General features: G+C 68.3%; 16 protein-coding genes and 1 pseudogene. 10 read left to right on the plus strand and 7 right to left on the minus strand.

The genetic code is table 11. The features are described 5' to 3' along the window. Positions 1-197: 197 nt before the first annotated feature. A complete protein-coding gene (locus AB4Z47_RS01790; RefSeq protein ID WP_441947394.1) occupies positions 198-1,100 on the plus strand; it encodes an inositol monophosphatase family protein in 903 nt (300 codons plus the stop codon). Here AB4Z47_RS01790 and cei read toward each other — a convergent pair whose 3' ends face one another. Then, positions 1,101-1,778 carry an envelope integrity protein Cei gene (gene cei / locus AB4Z47_RS01795; RefSeq protein WP_441947395.1) on the minus strand — a complete coding sequence of 226 codons (678 nt, stop codon included), beginning with the start codon at positions 1,776-1,778 and terminating at the stop codon, positions 1,101-1,103. 375 nt (positions 1,779-2,153) lie between these two features. Between cei and AB4Z47_RS01800 the strand changes: the two genes are divergently transcribed. After that, entirely contained in the window at positions 2,154-2,456 is a 303-nt protein-coding gene (locus AB4Z47_RS01800; RefSeq protein WP_138447349.1) for a DUF4193 domain-containing protein, read from the plus strand. 22 nt (positions 2,457-2,478) lie between these two features. Here AB4Z47_RS01800 and AB4Z47_RS01805 read toward each other — a convergent pair whose 3' ends face one another. Then, positions 2,479-2,964 carry a DUF3093 domain-containing protein gene (locus AB4Z47_RS01805; RefSeq protein ID WP_441947531.1) on the minus strand — a complete coding sequence of 162 codons (486 nt, stop codon included), beginning with the start codon at positions 2,962-2,964 and terminating at the stop codon, positions 2,479-2,481. Positions 2,965-3,067: 103 nt separating this feature from the next. On the opposite strand from AB4Z47_RS01805, the gene dut reads away from it, so the two are divergent. Both dut and AB4Z47_RS01815 read left to right on the plus strand, forming a co-directional pair. After that, entirely contained in the window at positions 3,068-3,544 is a 477-nt protein-coding gene (gene dut, locus AB4Z47_RS01810; protein WP_441947532.1) for a dUTP diphosphatase, read from the plus strand. Between the two features lie 5 nt (positions 3,545-3,549). Further along, complete coding sequence (locus AB4Z47_RS01815) at positions 3,550-4,434, plus strand: DUF3710 domain-containing protein (RefSeq protein WP_441947533.1); 885 nt, start codon at positions 3,550-3,552, stop codon at positions 4,432-4,434. A 12-nt stretch (positions 4,435-4,446) separates the two neighbouring features. Here the strand turns inward: AB4Z47_RS01815 and AB4Z47_RS01820 are convergent, their stop codons facing one another. Continuing rightward, on the minus strand, positions 4,447-5,142 hold the full coding sequence (locus AB4Z47_RS01820) for a serine aminopeptidase domain-containing protein (protein WP_441947396.1): 696 nt from the start codon (positions 5,140-5,142) through the stop codon (positions 4,447-4,449). 128 nt (positions 5,143-5,270) lie between these two features. Here AB4Z47_RS01820 and AB4Z47_RS01825 point away from each other — a divergent pair, with 128 nt between their 5' ends. The 3 genes from AB4Z47_RS01825 (at position 5,271) to AB4Z47_RS01835 (ending at position 7,136) form a co-directional block, all read left to right on the plus strand. Beyond that, positions 5,271-5,645: an OB-fold nucleic acid binding domain-containing protein gene (locus AB4Z47_RS01825; RefSeq protein ID WP_327119346.1), complete on the plus strand. Its 375-nt coding sequence runs from the start codon at positions 5,271-5,273 to the stop codon at positions 5,643-5,645. Positions 5,646-5,648: 3 nt separating this feature from the next. After that, entirely contained in the window at positions 5,649-6,338 is a 690-nt protein-coding gene (locus AB4Z47_RS01830) for a DUF3159 domain-containing protein (protein ID WP_441947397.1), read from the plus strand. A gap of 171 nt (positions 6,339-6,509) precedes the next feature. Beyond that, positions 6,510-7,136, plus strand: coding sequence for a sigma-70 family RNA polymerase sigma factor (locus tag AB4Z47_RS01835; protein WP_441947398.1), 627 nt, complete (start codon positions 6,510-6,512; stop codon positions 7,134-7,136). A 36-nt stretch (positions 7,137-7,172) separates the two neighbouring features. Here AB4Z47_RS01835 and AB4Z47_RS01840 read toward each other — a convergent pair whose 3' ends face one another. Next, positions 7,173-7,844, minus strand: a complete 672-nt coding sequence (locus AB4Z47_RS01840) for a potassium channel family protein (protein ID WP_441947399.1) — start codon at positions 7,842-7,844, stop codon at positions 7,173-7,175. A gap of 2 nt (positions 7,845-7,846) precedes the next feature. After that, positions 7,847-8,512 carry a potassium channel family protein gene (locus tag AB4Z47_RS01845; protein WP_441947400.1) on the minus strand — a complete coding sequence of 222 codons (666 nt, stop codon included), beginning with the start codon at positions 8,510-8,512 and terminating at the stop codon, positions 7,847-7,849. Positions 8,513-8,675: 163 nt separating this feature from the next. Here AB4Z47_RS01845 and AB4Z47_RS01850 point away from each other — a divergent pair, with 163 nt between their 5' ends. Both AB4Z47_RS01850 and AB4Z47_RS01855 read left to right on the plus strand, forming a co-directional pair. Next, a complete protein-coding gene (locus tag AB4Z47_RS01850; RefSeq protein ID WP_441947401.1) occupies positions 8,676-10,664 on the plus strand; it encodes an APC family permease in 1,989 nt (662 codons plus the stop codon). 19 nt (positions 10,665-10,683) lie between these two features. Continuing rightward, the gene (locus tag AB4Z47_RS01855; protein WP_441947402.1) at positions 10,684-12,186 is read left to right on the plus strand and encodes a class I SAM-dependent RNA methyltransferase; all 1,503 of its coding nucleotides are present in this window, start codon (positions 10,684-10,686) and stop codon (positions 12,184-12,186) included. A 277-nt stretch (positions 12,187-12,463) separates the two neighbouring features. Here AB4Z47_RS01855 and AB4Z47_RS01860 read toward each other — a convergent pair whose 3' ends face one another. Beyond that, positions 12,464-13,141, minus strand: a complete 678-nt coding sequence (locus AB4Z47_RS01860) for an SIMPL domain-containing protein (protein WP_441947403.1) — start codon at positions 13,139-13,141, stop codon at positions 12,464-12,466. Between the two features lie 102 nt (positions 13,142-13,243). Further along, a pseudogene (locus AB4Z47_RS01865) lies at positions 13,244-14,104 on the minus strand (glutaminase); the annotation flags it as partial. Between the two features lie 146 nt (positions 14,105-14,250). Between AB4Z47_RS01865 and dxs the strand changes: the two are divergent. Beyond that, positions 14,251-16,149 (plus strand): 1-deoxy-D-xylulose-5-phosphate synthase, encoded by a 1,899-nt coding sequence (dxs, locus tag AB4Z47_RS01870; RefSeq protein WP_441947404.1) that lies wholly within the window; start codon positions 14,251-14,253, stop codon positions 16,147-16,149. The last annotated feature ends 6 nt before the right edge of the window (positions 16,150-16,155 follow it).

Consider the following 16,155-nt stretch of genomic DNA (forward strand, 5'->3'; position numbering starts at 1 on the left):
CTTACCCCTCGTTTCCTGTGCTGGCCGGTGTGATGACAGCGCCGCCGCACAGGTTCCACGGCGCCGCACGGAGGCGTTGCGGTGAGGTGCCCGACGACGGCGCTGTGTCGTGCACGACAAGAGTAATGCGAGACCGATGCTGCGCGTTCCCGAGGATCTGTGATGCGATGGGGGGCGTGCCGGAAACCTCATCGTCAGTGACCGACTACAGCTCCGAGTCCGTCGTCGCCATCGTCGCGCGCGGCGACGAGGCCGATCTGCGCCGCGTCGCGGTCGACCTCGCCGAGACCGCCGCCGCCCATGTCCGCGCCCGCCGCCCCGAAGTGTTCGGGCCCGCCGGCGTGTACGCCGACGGCGCCGTGCAGACCAAGAGCCACGCGACCGACCCGGTGACCATCGTGGACACCGAGACCGAAGAGCTGATCCGAAGACTGCTCGCCGAGCAACGTCCCAGCGACCCGATCCTCGGCGAGGAGGGTGGCGGCAGCCTCGACGACGCGACTGCGGACACCATCCACTGGGTCGTGGATCCGATCGACGGCACCGTCAACTTCCTCTACGGCATCCCCGGCTACGCGGTCTCGGTGGCCGCGCTGCGCGGCGGGCGGCCGGTCGCGGGCGCCGTGGTGGACGTCGTGCGGGCAGCGACCTACAGCGCCGGGCTCGGGCTCGGCGCACTGCGCGTCGGCGCCGACGGCGCGGTGGAGCATCTGCGGTGTACGCCGGTCGAATCGGTCTCGATGTCGTTGGTGGCCACCGGATTCGCCTACGGCAGACAGCGCAGGACCAGGCAGGCGGAGTTGGTCGCGCAGGTGTTGCCGCACGTGCGCGACATCCGCCGCTTCGGTGCGGGCGCGCTGGATCTGTGCCATGTCGCGGCAGGCCGGGTGGACGCCTACTACGAGCACGGTCTCAACGCCTGGGACTGGGGCGCAGGTGCGCTGATCGCCGCGGAGGCGGGCGCGAAGCTGACCCTTCCGCCCGCGACGGCGCCGGGCACCGACGGTGACCTGGTGGTCGCCGCCGCGCCCGGCATCGCCGACGAATTCGGGGCGCTGCTGAACCAGGTCGGCGCTACCGAGCCGATTCCCGATCGCTGATCAGCAGCGAGCCCGCCGGGCCGCGTCGAGCAGCTCGATATCGATCGAGGTCGAGTTGCCCGGCGCCGGGTTCTTCAGCGAACGCAGCACCTCCTCGGCGTCGTTGCTGGGCCGGATGTCTCGGAACAGCGACCCGAGCACCAGATCGACGGTGTCGTCGCCGCGCTGGTCCTCGATCAGCTCAGCGCATGGCGCGACCAACTGCACGGACGCGGCGGCCGGACGGCCGCTTACTCCGAAGCGGATCTGGCCGGTGCATTCCAGGTCGCCGTTGACGTATACCGAATCGTTGCCATATTGCGTCCCAGGCGCGCTCGCGAAGCCGAGGTCGCCGAGCTGGGCGGCGACGTGCGCGGCCTGGCCGCGCTGGTTGTTCGCGTTCAGCACGCGTACCTTGCTCGCCGCGAGCGCTGCGGGTTCCACGTCCTGCAGCCGACCCGCGCCGACCCGCTGGCCGAGCGGAACCGGTTGCGGCGCACCGGGGTCGGTGGCCGGACTCGGAGAGTTGCAGGCCATCGCGGTGGTGTCGGCGTCATGTGTTGTCAAGGCCTTGATCCAGACGATCCCGCAGATCAACGCGAGAACGCCGAGCATGATGAGCCAGGGCTGGGGGCGGCGCCGGAGGAAGGGTCGACCTTGCGAATCCGTCGCCCTGCCTTCGGTGATCAGTGAAACCACCAGCACACTCTACGAAAATGTGTTGCGGGAGGTGCGCAAGGTCTCGGCGAGTCCATGGATAGTGTCGATTACCCCTCAGTTTCGACTCGTCTGTGTTTTGATTGCGACTTTTTCCCCAGGGTCCGCTATTGTCTGGCGGCCCAGATCGAATCATCGGCGGCGAAATCGGTGGTCGGTCGCGGGAACAAGAAGGGCATGCCCTGCGTTTACCGATCGCTATCCGGAGTGGATCCGCCAGATCCGCCCTGATAGATGACCGGTGCACGTGTGACGTGCACCACCGGCGGGGCGGTACCGGTCGCCTCGATTTCGGCAGGAATCGGGTGTGAGCGGACCGGTCCGGGATATACGGAGTTAGGACGAGGGGAAGACGACATGGCAACCGACTATGACGCACCGAGGCGCACCGAATCCGACGATGTGTCGGAAGATTCGCTGGAGGAGCTGAAGGCTCGTCGTAACGAGGCACAGTCCGCCGTCGTGGACATCGACGAATCCGATACCGCGGAGTCGTTCGAGCTTCCCGGCGCCGACTTGTCCGAGGAAGTGCTGACGGTTCGGGTGATCCCGAAGCAGGCCGACGAGTTCACCTGTTCCAGCTGTTTCCTGGTTCATCATCGGAGCAGGCTGGCCAGCGACAAGGGCGGTCAGCTGATCTGCATGGACTGCGCTGCCTGATCTCCGACGAGATCGGGCACTATCAGGCCGCGCTCGGAAGACCGAGCGCGGCAAGGACCTGTTCGGGCCGTCGCGTACTGACCAGCCAGTACGGCGTCGGATCGTCCGGGTCGTCGAGTACGAGCAGAACCATCGGCCCGATCCAGGGGCGATGTTGTACATAGGCGGCGGGGTCGAGCTGGCGACCCAGCGCCGCGCTTTTCGCGGTGGGGGCCACGGTGGCCGCGCGGTCCACGAAATTCACCGGCAGGTGTGCGCGATCGGCGTGCAGCTCCGGTGTGCCGGCCGGATCGGGGAGCACTTCGACCCGGTGGCGGCTCAACCACAGCAGCACCCAGACCGGGACAGGAAACAACAGCACATAGGGCAGCCACGCACGCAATCCGGGTGCGCCCATATGGATTTCCGCGGCGAGCAACCCTGTGATGGCAAACGCCACCGGCCACCACCACAGTGGCACCCACAGGCGCTCACGGTAGGGGTGTGCAGGCTGCTGTTTCTCGTCCATGGTCACGGGGTTGGGCTGGTCCGACACGAGTCAACACTAAGTCACGAGGGCGATAAGCCTACGCGTAGGCTCGTCCAACGTGAGCGCACTTTCACCCATACCCATGCTGCGGCTCGATCCCGGCATCCCCATGCCCACGCGCGCCCATGACGGTGACGCGGGCGTGGACCTGTGCACCACACAAGACGTCATCCTGGAGCCGGGGGAGCGAACGCTGGTCGGCACTGGTGTCGCCGTCGCGCTACCGGTCGGCACGGTCGGGCTGATCCATCCGCGCTCGGGCCTCGCGGCCAAGACCGGGCTTTCGGTGGTGAACACCCCCGGCACAGTCGACGCGGGGTATCGGGGCGAGATCAAGGTGTGCCTGATCAATCACGACCCGCGCACGCCGATCGAACTGCGCCGAGGCGACCGGATCGCGCAGCTCTTGGTGCAGCGGGTGGAGCTGGTGGATTTCGTGGAGGTCGACTCGCTGGACGAGACGACACGGGGTACGGGTGGCCACGGCTCCAGCGGAGGCCACGCGAGCCTGACCGCGCGGACGAGTGGGGCGGGCCGGGCGACCGGCAAGGAGGCATGACGGGAATGTTCGGAAAGAGAAAGAAGTCGTCGAACCAGTACGCGGACGACCGATACGACGAGGCCGACGACTACGAGGCCGACGACTACGAGGCCGACGAATACGAGCCGGCCGACGACTACGACTACGACGATGCCCCGACCGACGAGCGCTCGTACGCGGGAGTGGACTTCGACGCCGACACGGCGCAAGGGCGGCCCGGCCCGTACGACTACGAGGACGTCGCCGAGCTGCTGGAGAAGGTGTCCGAGCAGCGGCTCGACCTGGGATCGGTGCTCCTGCCGGTCCCACCGGGCGGACAGCTGCAAGTCGAGATGACGCCGGATGGTCAGCCGCAGGCGGTGCACTTGGCCACCGAGCACGGCCGGATCACGGTCGCGGCCTACGCCGCGCCCAAGTCGGAGGGTCAATGGCGTCTGGTTGCCGCGGACCTCGCCGAATCGCTGCGCAAGGACGGCGCCAGGGTCTCGGTGGAGAACGGGCCGTGGGGCCGCGAGTTGCTGGCCATCACCGAGGGCGCCGACCTGCGTTTCATCGGCGTGGACGGCTACCGCTGGATGCTGCGACTGGTCGCGGCCGGCCCTTCGGGGGCGGCGAATGACGGCAGTCCGCTGGTCAGGGCAGCGCGAGCCATCCTGAGCGAGACCGTGGTCCGGCGCGGCGAAGATCCGCTGCCGGTGCGCGAGCCGCTGCCGGTGGTGTTGCCACAGCAGCTGTCCGAGCAGTTGGCCGCGGCCCATCAGCAGCAGGTCGAAGCGCAGCAGCAGGCGATGTCGGCGCAGGCGGCCGCGGCGCAGTCCGGGCCGCCGAGCGTCCTGCCCCCACGCATGCCCGAGGGCCCGCGGCGCGGCGCGGACGGCTCGGCCATGCAGCAGCTCGGCCTGAACTGAGCGGGCCTGAATTCAGCCGAAGGCGCCGATCCCCACGTGCCCCAGGATCGCGGGGTCGGCGCCCAGTTCGTCCAAGGTGATCCGGTGCAGCCGCGAACGCGGCACCAGCGCCGCCCACTCCTCGGCCACCGCCACCGGATGCACCGGGTCGTCCACGGCGGTGATCACGGCGACCGGCAGCGCGAAGGTGGCCAGCCGTTCGGCGTCCGGCCACTTGTAGTCGGCGGCCTCCTGCAGCGCCTCGGGCAGATGCGGCCATTGCGCCCGCCACGACTGAGTGAGTGCGTCGGCCAGCCACCGCGGGCTGCTGGCTCGCATTCGATCGATCACGTCGGCCAGACCTTCGGTACGTAGCTGCGCCGCGGTGGCCGCTGCGCTCAATGCGGCCGGACATGCGGCGGTGTCGGGTCCGGTCCACCCAGGCAGCGCCGCGACCACGCCCACGACCCGATCCGGATGCTCGGCCGCCCACTCCAGCGCGATCGCGGCGCCCAGCGAGATCCCCGCCACCAGCACCGGCCCCGAGCGTGCCGCCACGTCCAGCCCGGACCGGCAGCTGGCGACCACTCCGCGCGGATCGGGTTCCACCACGATCAGGCCGAGACCGCGCGCGGCGCTGGCCGGGCCGAACGCGCGCCTGGCGAAATCGGCGTCGGACCCGGTACCGGGCAGCGCTACGACGCGAGCGACGTGTGCGGAGTCGAACATCGGTCCGAGCGTAGCGGGGGTGGCCGAGCCCATCTACAGTGGCGGTGTACGGCCCAGCCGGTCGTGAATTGGAAACCGATGATGGTGTGCGACCCATGCCATCTGCTCTATGCAGGAGAGCGTGCACAATGTCCGCAGCCTCAGGTTATTTTCGACGTCTGGGCCGCAGACTGACCGAAGACATCGATCAGTTGGATGCCGAAGAATTGGCCGAGACATCGGAGGCATCAGGAGCTTGTCGGGCGTCGGAGTGTCGGCGCGGTGACGAGGCCACGATGCTCGGTAGGCTCCGCAGTGTCGAAGCGTGTCCCAAATCCGCGGGCGCCAGTGTGCAGGCGGAGTTCTTCGACGGCACCGATGCCATCACCTTGGTGTGGATCGGGCGCAGGCGCATTCCCGGTATCGAGCCGGGTCGGCGCATCCTGGTCCGCGGCCGCGTGGGCGACCGTGACGGCCGCAAAGTGATCTACAACCCTTACTACGAATTGCGCGGGAACAGCTGACGTATGCCATCGAGCAACGACAACGCAGGCTCAGGCGATCGCACCGGGCTGAATGCGCCCGACGGCCGTGCGGAAGAACGTGCCGAGCAGACCCTCCTCGAACAACTGGGCGGATTCAGCGGCCTGATCTACTCGACACTCCCGGTTGTCGTGTTCGTCCCCGTGAACAGTGTCGCCGGGCTGGCCGTGGCGATCTGGGCGGCCCTCGGAGTGGCCGCCGCCATCCTGATCTGGCGCCTGGTGCGGCGTAATCCCGTTCAACCGGCCATCTCCGGGTTCTTCGGCGTCGGGATCTGCGCCTTCATCGCGTACCGGATGGGTGAGGCCAAGGGGTTCTTCCTGTTCGGCATCTACACCAGCCTCGTCTACGCCGGGGTGTTCCTCGTCTCCATCCTGGTCCGCTGGCCGCTGGTCGGCGTGATCTGGGGCGTGCTGAACGGCCACGGCTCGGATTGGCGGTCCGACCGGAGATTGGTGCGCTACTACGACCTGGCCACCGTCACCTGGATCGTGGTGTTCGGCGCCCGCTACCTGGTCCAGTCTCAGCTCTACGACACCGACCGGACCGGGTGGCTCGCGTTCGCGCGCATCGCCATGGGGTGGCCGCTGACCGCGGTGGCGCTGGCCGTCACCGTCTGGGCCGTCCGCCGCGCGGGCCATCTGCCTACCAAGACGATGGCCGTGACGGAATAGGCCTGAACGTTAACCCTTTGCCGTAGCCCGGCGAAAACCACGGGGGTGGGGTGAGTCCCACCGCCGAGGTGGGTGGTTACCCACCCTGGGGTGCCTGGTTCCGGCCCCGAGTCCGTCAGACGATCAATGCGTACCGAAAACACGCACTGATCGGCAAGGGAGGACTCGGACGTGGCTACCGAGCACTACATCGCGGCACTGCCCGAGAACGACAACACCGCTCTGTCGGAGAGCCACCGGGTATCGGCCGAGGTGGACAAGCTGATCTGCCCCGCGGTCGAGGGCGACCGCCAGGCGGTCACCGAGATCGTCCGGATGGTGCACCCGCTGGTCCGCCACTACTGCCGTGCGCGCCTCGGCAACACCGCCCATTTGCAGGTCACCGTCGATGATGTCGTACAAGAAGTCCTGCTGGCCACAGTCAACGCCATCCCGCGCTATCACGACCAGGGCAAGTCGTTCCTGGCCTTCGTCTACGGCATCGCGGCCAACAAGGTCGCCGACGCGTTCCGGCGCAAGCAGCAGCACCCCACCTACCCGATGGCTGACGTTCCTGATTTCGCGTCGTCCGCCGCCGGACCGGAGGAGTGGGCGCTGGCCTCCGAACGCAGCACGGCCACAAGGGAACTCATGAAGGTGCTGGCGCCGGTCCACCGCAAGGTCCTGGTCATGCGGATTATGCTCGGCTGGTCGGCGGCACAGACCGCGGAGGCCATCGGCACGAGCCCCGGCGTGGTCCGGGTCATGCAGCACCGCGCGCTGAACAAGCTGCGCGCCGAGCTGAAGGTGGCCGCGTAACCGCCGACCGATCAGGGCATCGGCCGTATCGGAGGGTTATGGGCGGATGCCGTGATTGGCGAGTTCCAACCGGAGGTCTTCCTCGGCCTCCAGCGAGGTCACGAACAGTAGTTCGTCGTCGCCTTCGAACGGGTCGTCGGGCTGTGGCACGATCACCCGTCCGCCGCGCAGGATCGTCACCAGGGCGGCGTCGCGCGGGAGGGTGACCGTGCGCACCGGCTTGCCCGCCAGCGCGGTGTCCGCGGGCAGCGTTATCTCCACCAGGTTCGCCTGGCCCTGACGCAGCGTCATCAGGCGAACCAGATCGCCTACGGACACCGCCTCCTCGACCAGCGAGGCGAGCAGCCGCGGCGTGGACACCGCGACATCGACGCCCCAGGACGCGTCGAAGAGCCATTCGTTGCGCGGGTCGTTCACCCGCGCAACCACCCGGCGCACCCCGAACTCGGTCTTGGCGAGGAGGCTGTGCACCAGGTTGGCCTTGTCGTCGCCGGTGGCGGCGATGACCACCTCGTAGGTTTCCAGCCCGGCGTCCTCGAGCAGTGCGAGTTCGCAGGCATCGGCGTGCACCCAGACGGCGTCCGGGATCGCGGCGGGATCGAGGTGCTCGCGCTGACGTTCCAGCAGCATGACCCGGTGCCCGCCGCGAAGGAGCTCCCTGGCGATCGATCGGCCGACGGCACCTGCTCCGGCGATGGCTACTTTCATGTTCAGTCCTCGCTCGCTGGGGGCTTCGCCGCCAGGGCGACGGCCTCGCCCACGGAGCCGGACGCCGCGGCCACGTAGACGATGTCGTCGGCCTGGACGATGGTCTTGCTGTCGGGCAGCAGTCCTCGGCCGAATCGGATGATGAACGCTACTCTGGCGGCGACGGTCTGCTCCAAGTCGCGGACGGTGCGGCCGTACCACTCCTCGTGCAGCGTCAGCTGCGTCACCGCAACTGTTCCGGTGGGATCGCGCCATGTGGTGGTGCTGGGGTCGCCGATGAGCGCGCGCAGAAACCGGTCGGTGGTCCACGGCACCGTCGCGATGGTCGGGATACCGAGGCGCTCGTAGACGGCGGCGCGCTTGGCGTCGTAGATCCGGGCAACCACGCGCTGCACGCCGAACATCTCCCTGGCCACCCGGGCGGCGATGATGTTGGAGTTGTCCCCGGAGGAGACGGCAGCGAACGCGTCCGCCCGCTCGATTCCCGCGGTGATCAGCACATCTCGATCGAAACCGACACCGGTCACCTGTTCGCCGGGGAAGTCCGGGCCCAGGCGCAGGAAGGAGCTGGGGTCCCGGTCGATCACGGTGACGTCATGCCCCACACGGACCAGGGCGTGGGCCAGCGACGAACCGACGCGTCCGCAACCCATGATCACTACGTACACCGTGCAACCTCGTTCCTGGAACCATGGTGTTCGGTCTGCTCTTGCTTGTTCGGTCGAACGGTACCCGTCGAATGATTCCACCGGCCACGTTCCCCTTCCAGCAGACGGGCAAACCTGCAAGCCACCCGCGCGATCCACCGTCCGGGGGCCTATGCTCGCTCCAGTGTCCAAATTGACGACGGCAGCGAAACGAGTGCTGCTGGGTAGGCCTTTCCGCAGCGACTCGCTGGGCCACACCCTGCTGCCGAAGCGAATCGCGCTCCCGGTGTTCGCCTCCGATGCCATGTCCTCGGTCGCGTACGCACCCGAAGAGATCTTCCTCGTGCTGTCGGCCGCGGGCATCTCGGCCTACCTGTATGCACCCTGGGTCGGCCTCGCGGTCGCCTTCGTCATGGCCGTGGTGGTGGCCAGCTACCGGCAGAATGTGCATGCCTATCCGTCCGGCGGCGGTGATTACGAGGTCGCAACGACGAACCTCGGTCCCAACGCGGGCTTGACCGTAGGCAGCGCGCTGCTCGTGGACTACGTGCTCACCGTCGCGGTGTCGATCTCCTCGGCGGCGTCCAACATCGGCTCGGCCATTCCGTTCGTCGCCACACACAAGGTGTTGTTCGCGGTCGTGGCGATCGCGACGCTCACCGCGATCAACCTGCGCGGCGTGCGCGAATCGGGCTCCGCCTTCGCCGTCCCCACCTACGCCTTCATCATCGGTATGTTCGTCATGCTCGGCTGGGGGCTGTTCCGGATCTTCGTGCTCGGCGAGGAGTTGCGGGCCGAATCTGCCGGTTTCGGGTTGCATGCCGAGGGCGAGCACCTGTACGGACTCGCGTTCGCCTTCCTCATCGCGCGGTCGTTCTCTTCCGGCTGTGCCGCGCTGACCGGTGTGGAGGCAATCAGCAACGGCGTGCCCGCGTTCCGCAAGCCCAAGTCGCGCAACGCCGCGACCACGCTGCTGATGCTCGGGACCATCGCGATCGTCCTGCTGATGGGCATCATCATCGTGGCTCAGAAGATTGGAATCGTGTACGCGCACAACACTTCCGATTTGATCGGCGCGCCCGCGGACTATCATCAGAAGACGCTGATCGCCCAGCTTGCCGAGACCGTGTTCGACGGCTTCCCGATCGGGTTCTTCTTCATCACGACCGTGACCGCGCTGATCCTCGTGCTCGCCGCCAACACCGCGTTCAACGGCTTCCCTGTGCTCGGCTCGATCCTGGCACAGGACCGTTACCTGCCCCGACAGCTACACACCAGGGGTGACCGACTGGCGTTCAGCAACGGCATTCTCTTCCTCGCCGGTGCGGCCATCGCGTTCGTGGTGCTCTTCGGCGCCGAGGTTTCCAAGCTGATCCAGCTGTACATCGTCGGCGTGTTCGTCTCCTTCGTGCTGAGCCAGACCGGCATGCTGCGGCACTGGACGCGGCTGCTGCGCACCGAGACCGATCCGGGACAGCGGTCGCGGATGCTGCGGTCGAGGGTGATCAACGCGGTGGGTCTCAGCGCGACCGGCGCGGTGCTGGTCATCGTGCTGATCACCAAATTCTTCGCGGGCGCCTACATCGCCATCTGCACCATGGTCGCGATCTTCATCGTGATGAAATTGATTCGCAGGCACTATGATTCGGTCGCGCGCGAGCTGGATGAGCACGACTGGGACGGCGTGCTACCCAGCCGCTCCCACTCCATCGTGCTGGTGTCACGGCTGCACCTGCCCACCCGCCGCGCGCTGGCCTACGCTCGCGCAACCCGCCCCGACACGCTCGAGGCGGTGACGGTGAACGTCGACGAGGCCGACACCAGGGCACTGGTGCGTGAGTGGGAGCAGAGCGACATCACCGTGCCGCTCAAGGTCATCGAGTCGCCGTACCGCGAGATCACCAAACCAGTCCTCGATTACGTCAAGCGTGTGCGCAAGGACTCCCCGCGGGACGTCGTGACCGTGTTCATCCCCGAGTACGTGGTCGGCCACTGGTGGGAGCAGGTTCTGCACAATCAGAGCGCACTGCGGTTGAAGGGCAGGCTGCTGTTCGAGCCTGGCGTGATGGTGACCAGCGTCCCTTGGCAGCTGAGTTCGTCTACCCGGGCGAAGACTCCGGGGGTGGTCAATGCAGCCGGTGCGGTGCGGCGCGGGTACGAGGATCGGACATGACATACGCGGGTCGTCCGGGATGAGCGGCTGGCTGGGAAACACCTTCGAGGTGCGGCTCGGGCCGCCTGGGCACGGCGGTTTCTGCGTAGCTCGGCACGAGGGACGTGTGGTGTTCGTCCGGCACGGCCTGCCCGGTGAGCTGGTGCGCGCGCGGGTCACCGAAGACCGGGGCGGCTCATTCTGCCGGGCCGACGCCGTCGAGGTGCTGGAGGCGTCACCTGATCGGGTTCCGGCCACCTGCCCGGTGTCCGGGCCTGGCGGCGCGGGGTGCTGTGATTTCTCCTTCGCCAGGCCGACAGCGCAGCGGGCGCTGAAGGCCGCCGTGGTCGCTGAGCAGCTGCGGCGGTTGGCCGGGATCGACCGCGCGGTGCTGGTGGAGCCGATCACCGGTTCCGGCGACGTGACCGGGGGGTGGCGCACGCGCGTGCGGCTGGCGGTCGACGCGCAGGGGCGTGCCGGTGTGCACCGGTACCGCAGCACTGAGGTGATCGCGGATCTGCGCTGCCCGCAACCGATTTCGGGGGCGCTGGATGGCGTCGCGGATCGGCTGTGGACGCCCGGCGGGGATCTGGTGATCGCGGTGGACGGCGACGGGATTCGACACGTCGTCGAGCTGGCGCCCGCTCCGGATGCCGAGCGCGGCGGCCGCGGCGGCGATCGGCGCGGCCCAGGCGGGAGTGGGCCTCGGGCGGATTCCGGCAGTGCGGAAGCTCGCTACCCGCTCGGGGAGCGCAACCGTTACAGAGATAGGCACGGCCGCGGTCGGCGCGGTGACGAACGAGACAGCCGCGATCAGCGAACTGGCGGACGACGCGGCTCCGGTGGCCGCGGCGGCGATCGGCGGGGAAGCGACTGGGCCGCAGCGGATTCCACGCGGCGCGACGAGCGGCGAAACGCGGCTGCGCGGCGGGCCGCCAGCCACGCGGCCCGCGACGAGTGGGTGTTCGCGGGAAGCGGACGTGCGGTGGAATATGTGGCGGGCCGTCGGTGGGAGATCAGTGCGACGGGCTTCTGGCAGGCGCACCGGAATGCGGCGCAATGCTATTCGGACCTGGTGGCCGAGTGGTCGAGCCTGGCTCCCGGTGGGCGTGCCTGGGATCTCTACAGTGGCGCAGGCGTATTCGCCGCGCGGCTGGCCGAGCAGGTCGGCCGGACCGGCGCGGTGCTCGCGGTGGAATCCGCCCGCCCCGCCGTCGCGGACGGGGCCGCCGCGCTGCGTGATCTTCCGTGGCTGGAACTGCGTGCGCAGCGCGTGGAGCGCTGGGTGGTCGAGCACGTGGATACGGCGGCGCCGGATGTCGTGGTGCTCGACCCGCCGCGCGCCGGTGCGGGCAAGGAAGTGGTGGGCGCGGTCACCGCGAGCGGGCCGATTCGAATCATCCATGTCGGGTGCGACCCCGCGGCGTTCGCACGTGATGTCGGCCTGTATCGAGCAGCGGGCTACCGGCTAGCGGACCTGCGTGCATTCGACGCGTTTCCGGCGACGCACCACGTCGAATGCCTTGCGCTGCTGGAGCGTTGAGGATTCAGTCCTCGTAAACGGGCGGACGGCGATCGCGGCGGGCGCGGATAGCCTCGTCGAAATTACCGGTGGTGAGGCGGTGTGTCGACGCACGATCGGCCCATGACCCACGCTCCGCACGGCCGGAACGATGATCTGGCGATACACCACGTGCCATTGGGTTGTCCCGCAGGCGCGGAGGACCAGCAGCGTGGCTTCTACACCGGTGTGCCCGGATGGCCGCCGTGCACGGGCTCCCAGCCGGCAGAGGCGTGCTGCGGCGATCCGCCGTGCTGTGTCAATCCAGCTGCCAGGTGACGCGGATTCCCGCGGAGATCTCGCTTTCGCCCAGTTCGACCGGGACGGGGGCGGCGCCGTAGGCGTTCATCGGGGCGGACAAGGCCGCCACGCGGGGGATGGCGGGGGGAGCGGAGGAGGCGTTCTCGGTGATTTCGAGGACCCTGCCGACAGAGCATTGCGCGCGGCTCGCGTATTGCTCGGCCTTGGCGACGGCGTTCTCCCATGCGGCGTCGCGCGCCTGGGCGAGCAGGGACTCCTGGTCGGCGAAGGTGAGACTGAGGCCGCCGAGGCGGACGTCGTCACCGCCCGCGTCGACGCAGTCGGCGATGATCGCGGCGGGGCCGGGATCGGCATTCTCCCCGATGTCGCGCAGGGCGATGGTCAGCGATGTGCTGGCGAGATAGCCGGTGATGCGACTGCCCTGGCCTTCGGTCCACACCGTTTCGGTGTGCACCGACAGTCCGCTGGTGGCGATGTCGGTGCCCGCAACGCCATCGGACCGCAGCGACTGCGCGACCGCGGCCACACGCTCACCGGCCTGGTTGTAGGCGAGCGCGACTTTGCTCGCCCGCGATTCGATGGAGATCGTCACCCGCATCAGGTCCGGGGTGGCGCGGGCGGTGCCGTACCCGAAGATCGTGACGGTACCTGCGCGCGAATCGGACTTCTCGCTCACGAATTCTCCTCGATGGTCGCTCCGAACTGCTCAACGGACCGTGCCGCACAATCGTCCCTGCCGCGCGTGTCGATGATCACCTCCGCGCACCGCGATTGCCTGGACTGCCGCGTCTATCTGCGCATAGGCCTCCGCCGCGAGCCCGCCGCCGACACCGCTCTTTGCGGGTAGGCCAAAGGTGGTCACCCAGGTGGTCACCCAATCGCCCACCGCGTTGTACCTGCCGCAGGTGGTCATCACGCTGAGCACCCGCTCGGTCGGCGTCGCCGAGAGCGCGCGTCCGAGGTCGTGGGATTGCGCCCGTTGTCGGCCAGCGTCGCGGCCATCAACGCTAGGTCGTGGCAGGTCATTGTGATCGAGCACTGGCGGAAATAGCGGTCGACCGCCTCGTTCGGCTCGATGATGCCGAACGCGCACAGCAGGCAGCCGATGGTGCGGTTGCGGAACCCGGTGCGGGCTTCGGAGGCGTAGACCGCGTTGTTCATCGTCGGCTCGCGGTCGGCGAAGCGGGTGTAGCACCACCGGAAGCGCTCGAAGCGCTCGGCGGGGTCGCGGCCGTTGATCAGCGACGCCGCGGTGATCGTGCCCGCGTTGATCATGGGATTGCGCGGTCGTTCGGTCATCGGAGCCAGGCTGATGTCGTTGAACGGCTCGCCGGACGGCTCGACATGGATATGCTCCGCGACCGCGCCGGGGCCCTGGTCGGCCGGCGCGAGCGCGTAGGTGAACGGCTTCGACTGGATGGTGAACTCGGTCGCGACGTCGCCGAGGCCGTAGACCCGGGCCGTCGGCGGTGGCCAGACACAGGCCGAATGAATCGGGTTGCACCGCAGCCAGTTCGGGGATGTAGTCGGCCAGCGCACCGGAGTCGTCGCCGCTGCACAGCCGGTGTACGTCCTCGACGACCCGCGCCACGACGCCGGGTTCGATTGTCCGCGAGACCACTTGCTCGGGCTGGGCCACCCTGTCACTGTAGGCCGGGTACCGTATGTCGAGGCTCACATTTCGGCGCGATGTCGGCTGGTGGTGACCGTTCTCGTGCGGGGGAATCGGGCGCCGCTCCGTAGACTGATCGGATCAGATGCGCTATCCGGAGGGAGCGAGTTCAGGTGGGAGTGCTTTCCCGGGTCGACACGCCCGAAGATCTGCGTCGGCTGACCGTGCCGCAGTTACGCGAACTGGCGGAGGAGATCCGTGAGTTCCTGGTGCGCAAGGTCGCCGCGACCGGGGGCCACCTCGGGCCCAATCTCGGTGTGATCGAACTCACTATCGCCCTGCACAGGATCTTCGACTCGCCGGCCGACCCGGTGATCTTCGACACCGGGCATCAGGCCTACGTGCACAAGATCCTGACCGGTCGCAAGGCCCAATTCGACTCGCTGCGCAAGCATGGCGGTCTGTCTGGCTACCCGAGCCGGGCGGAGAGCGCCCACGACTGGGTCGAGTCCTCGCACGCGTCGGCGGCGCTGTCCTACGCGGACGGCCTGGCGAAGGCGTTCGCGCTGAACGGGCAGGACCGGCATGTGGTCGCGGTCGTCGGCGACGGTGCGCTCACCGGCGGCATGTGCTGGGAGGCGCTGAACAATATCGCTGCCGCCCCGGACCGGCCGGTAGTCATCGTGGTCAACGACAATGGCCGCTCCTACGCGCCCACCATCGGCGGTTTGGCCGACCGGCTGACCGCATTGCGCACACAGCCCGTCTACGAGCACGCGCTGGACGCGGGCAAGCGCATCCTGAAAAGCATCCCCCGTGTCGGCGAGTCCGCGTACTCGATGGTGCATGCGGTGAAAGCCGGGATCAAGGACGCGGTCAGCCCGCAGGAGCTGTTCAGTGACCTGGGTCTCAAATACGTCGGCCCGGTGGACGGCCACGACATCACCGCCATGGAGGCGGCGCTGCGCCGGGCCAAGGACTTCGGCGGACCGGTCGTGGTGCACGCGGTGACACAGAAGGGCCGCGGCTATGCCCCCGCGGAGAACCACGTGGCCGACCAGATGCATTCGTGCGACCCGATCGATCCGCTGACCGGCGTTCCGGTCGGTGGGGTGAAGGCGCTCGGCTGGACCTCGGTCTTCTCCGAGGAGCTGATCGCGCACGCCGAGCGTCGCGACGACATCGTCGCCATCACCGCCGCGATGCCGGGGCCGACCGGGCTCGCGGCGTTCGGTGAGCGGTTCCCGGAGCGGATGTTCGACGTCGGCATCGCCGAACAGCACGCCATGGCCTCGGCGGCAGGTCTCGCACTCGGCGGAATGCATCCGGTGGTCGCGATCTACTCGACGTTCCTCAACCGCGCCTTCGACCAGCTGCTGATGGACGTGGCGCTGCTGAAGCAGCCCGTGACCATGGTGCTGGACCGTGCGGGCATCACAGGCTCCGACGGAGCAAGCCACAACGGCATGTGGGATCTGTCGGTGCTCGGCATCATCCCCGGGATCCGGGTGGCCGCGCCGCGGGACGCCGCGACGCTGCGCGAGGAGCTGGCAGAGGCGTTGGCCGTGCACGACGGGCCGACCGCGCTGCGGTTCCCGAAGGGCAGTGTCATCGAGGACATCTCGGCCGTCGAACGGCTGGACGGGGTGGATGTGCTCCGGATGGCCGAGCCGGAGGGCGGCTCCGTCCAAGCGGTGCACGGCGATGTATTGCTCGTCGCGGTGGGCTCGTTCGCGTCGATGGCGCTGGAGGCGGCGAATCTGCTGGAGGCCGAAGGGGTTTCGGTCACCGTCATCGACCCGCGCTGGGTGCTACCGGTATCCGACACCCTGGTGAAGCTCGCCGAGAACTACCGGCTTGTGGTGACGCTGGAGGAGGGTGGCCTGCACGGTGGCATCGGCTCAACGGTGTCGGCCCGCCTGCGTAACTCCGGGCTGGACATCCCGACCCGCGATCTCGGTGTGCCGCAACAGTTCCTGGACCACGCGTCGCGCGGCGAAGTGCTCGCGGAACTCGGGTTGACGGCCCCCGACATCGCCCGCCGGATCGGTGGGTGGCTGGCCGCCCGCTGACATCGC

The sequence above is a fragment of the Nocardia sp. 2TAF39 genome (assembly GCF_052114905.1).
GTDB lineage: Bacteria > Actinomycetota > Actinomycetes > Mycobacteriales > Mycobacteriaceae > Nocardia.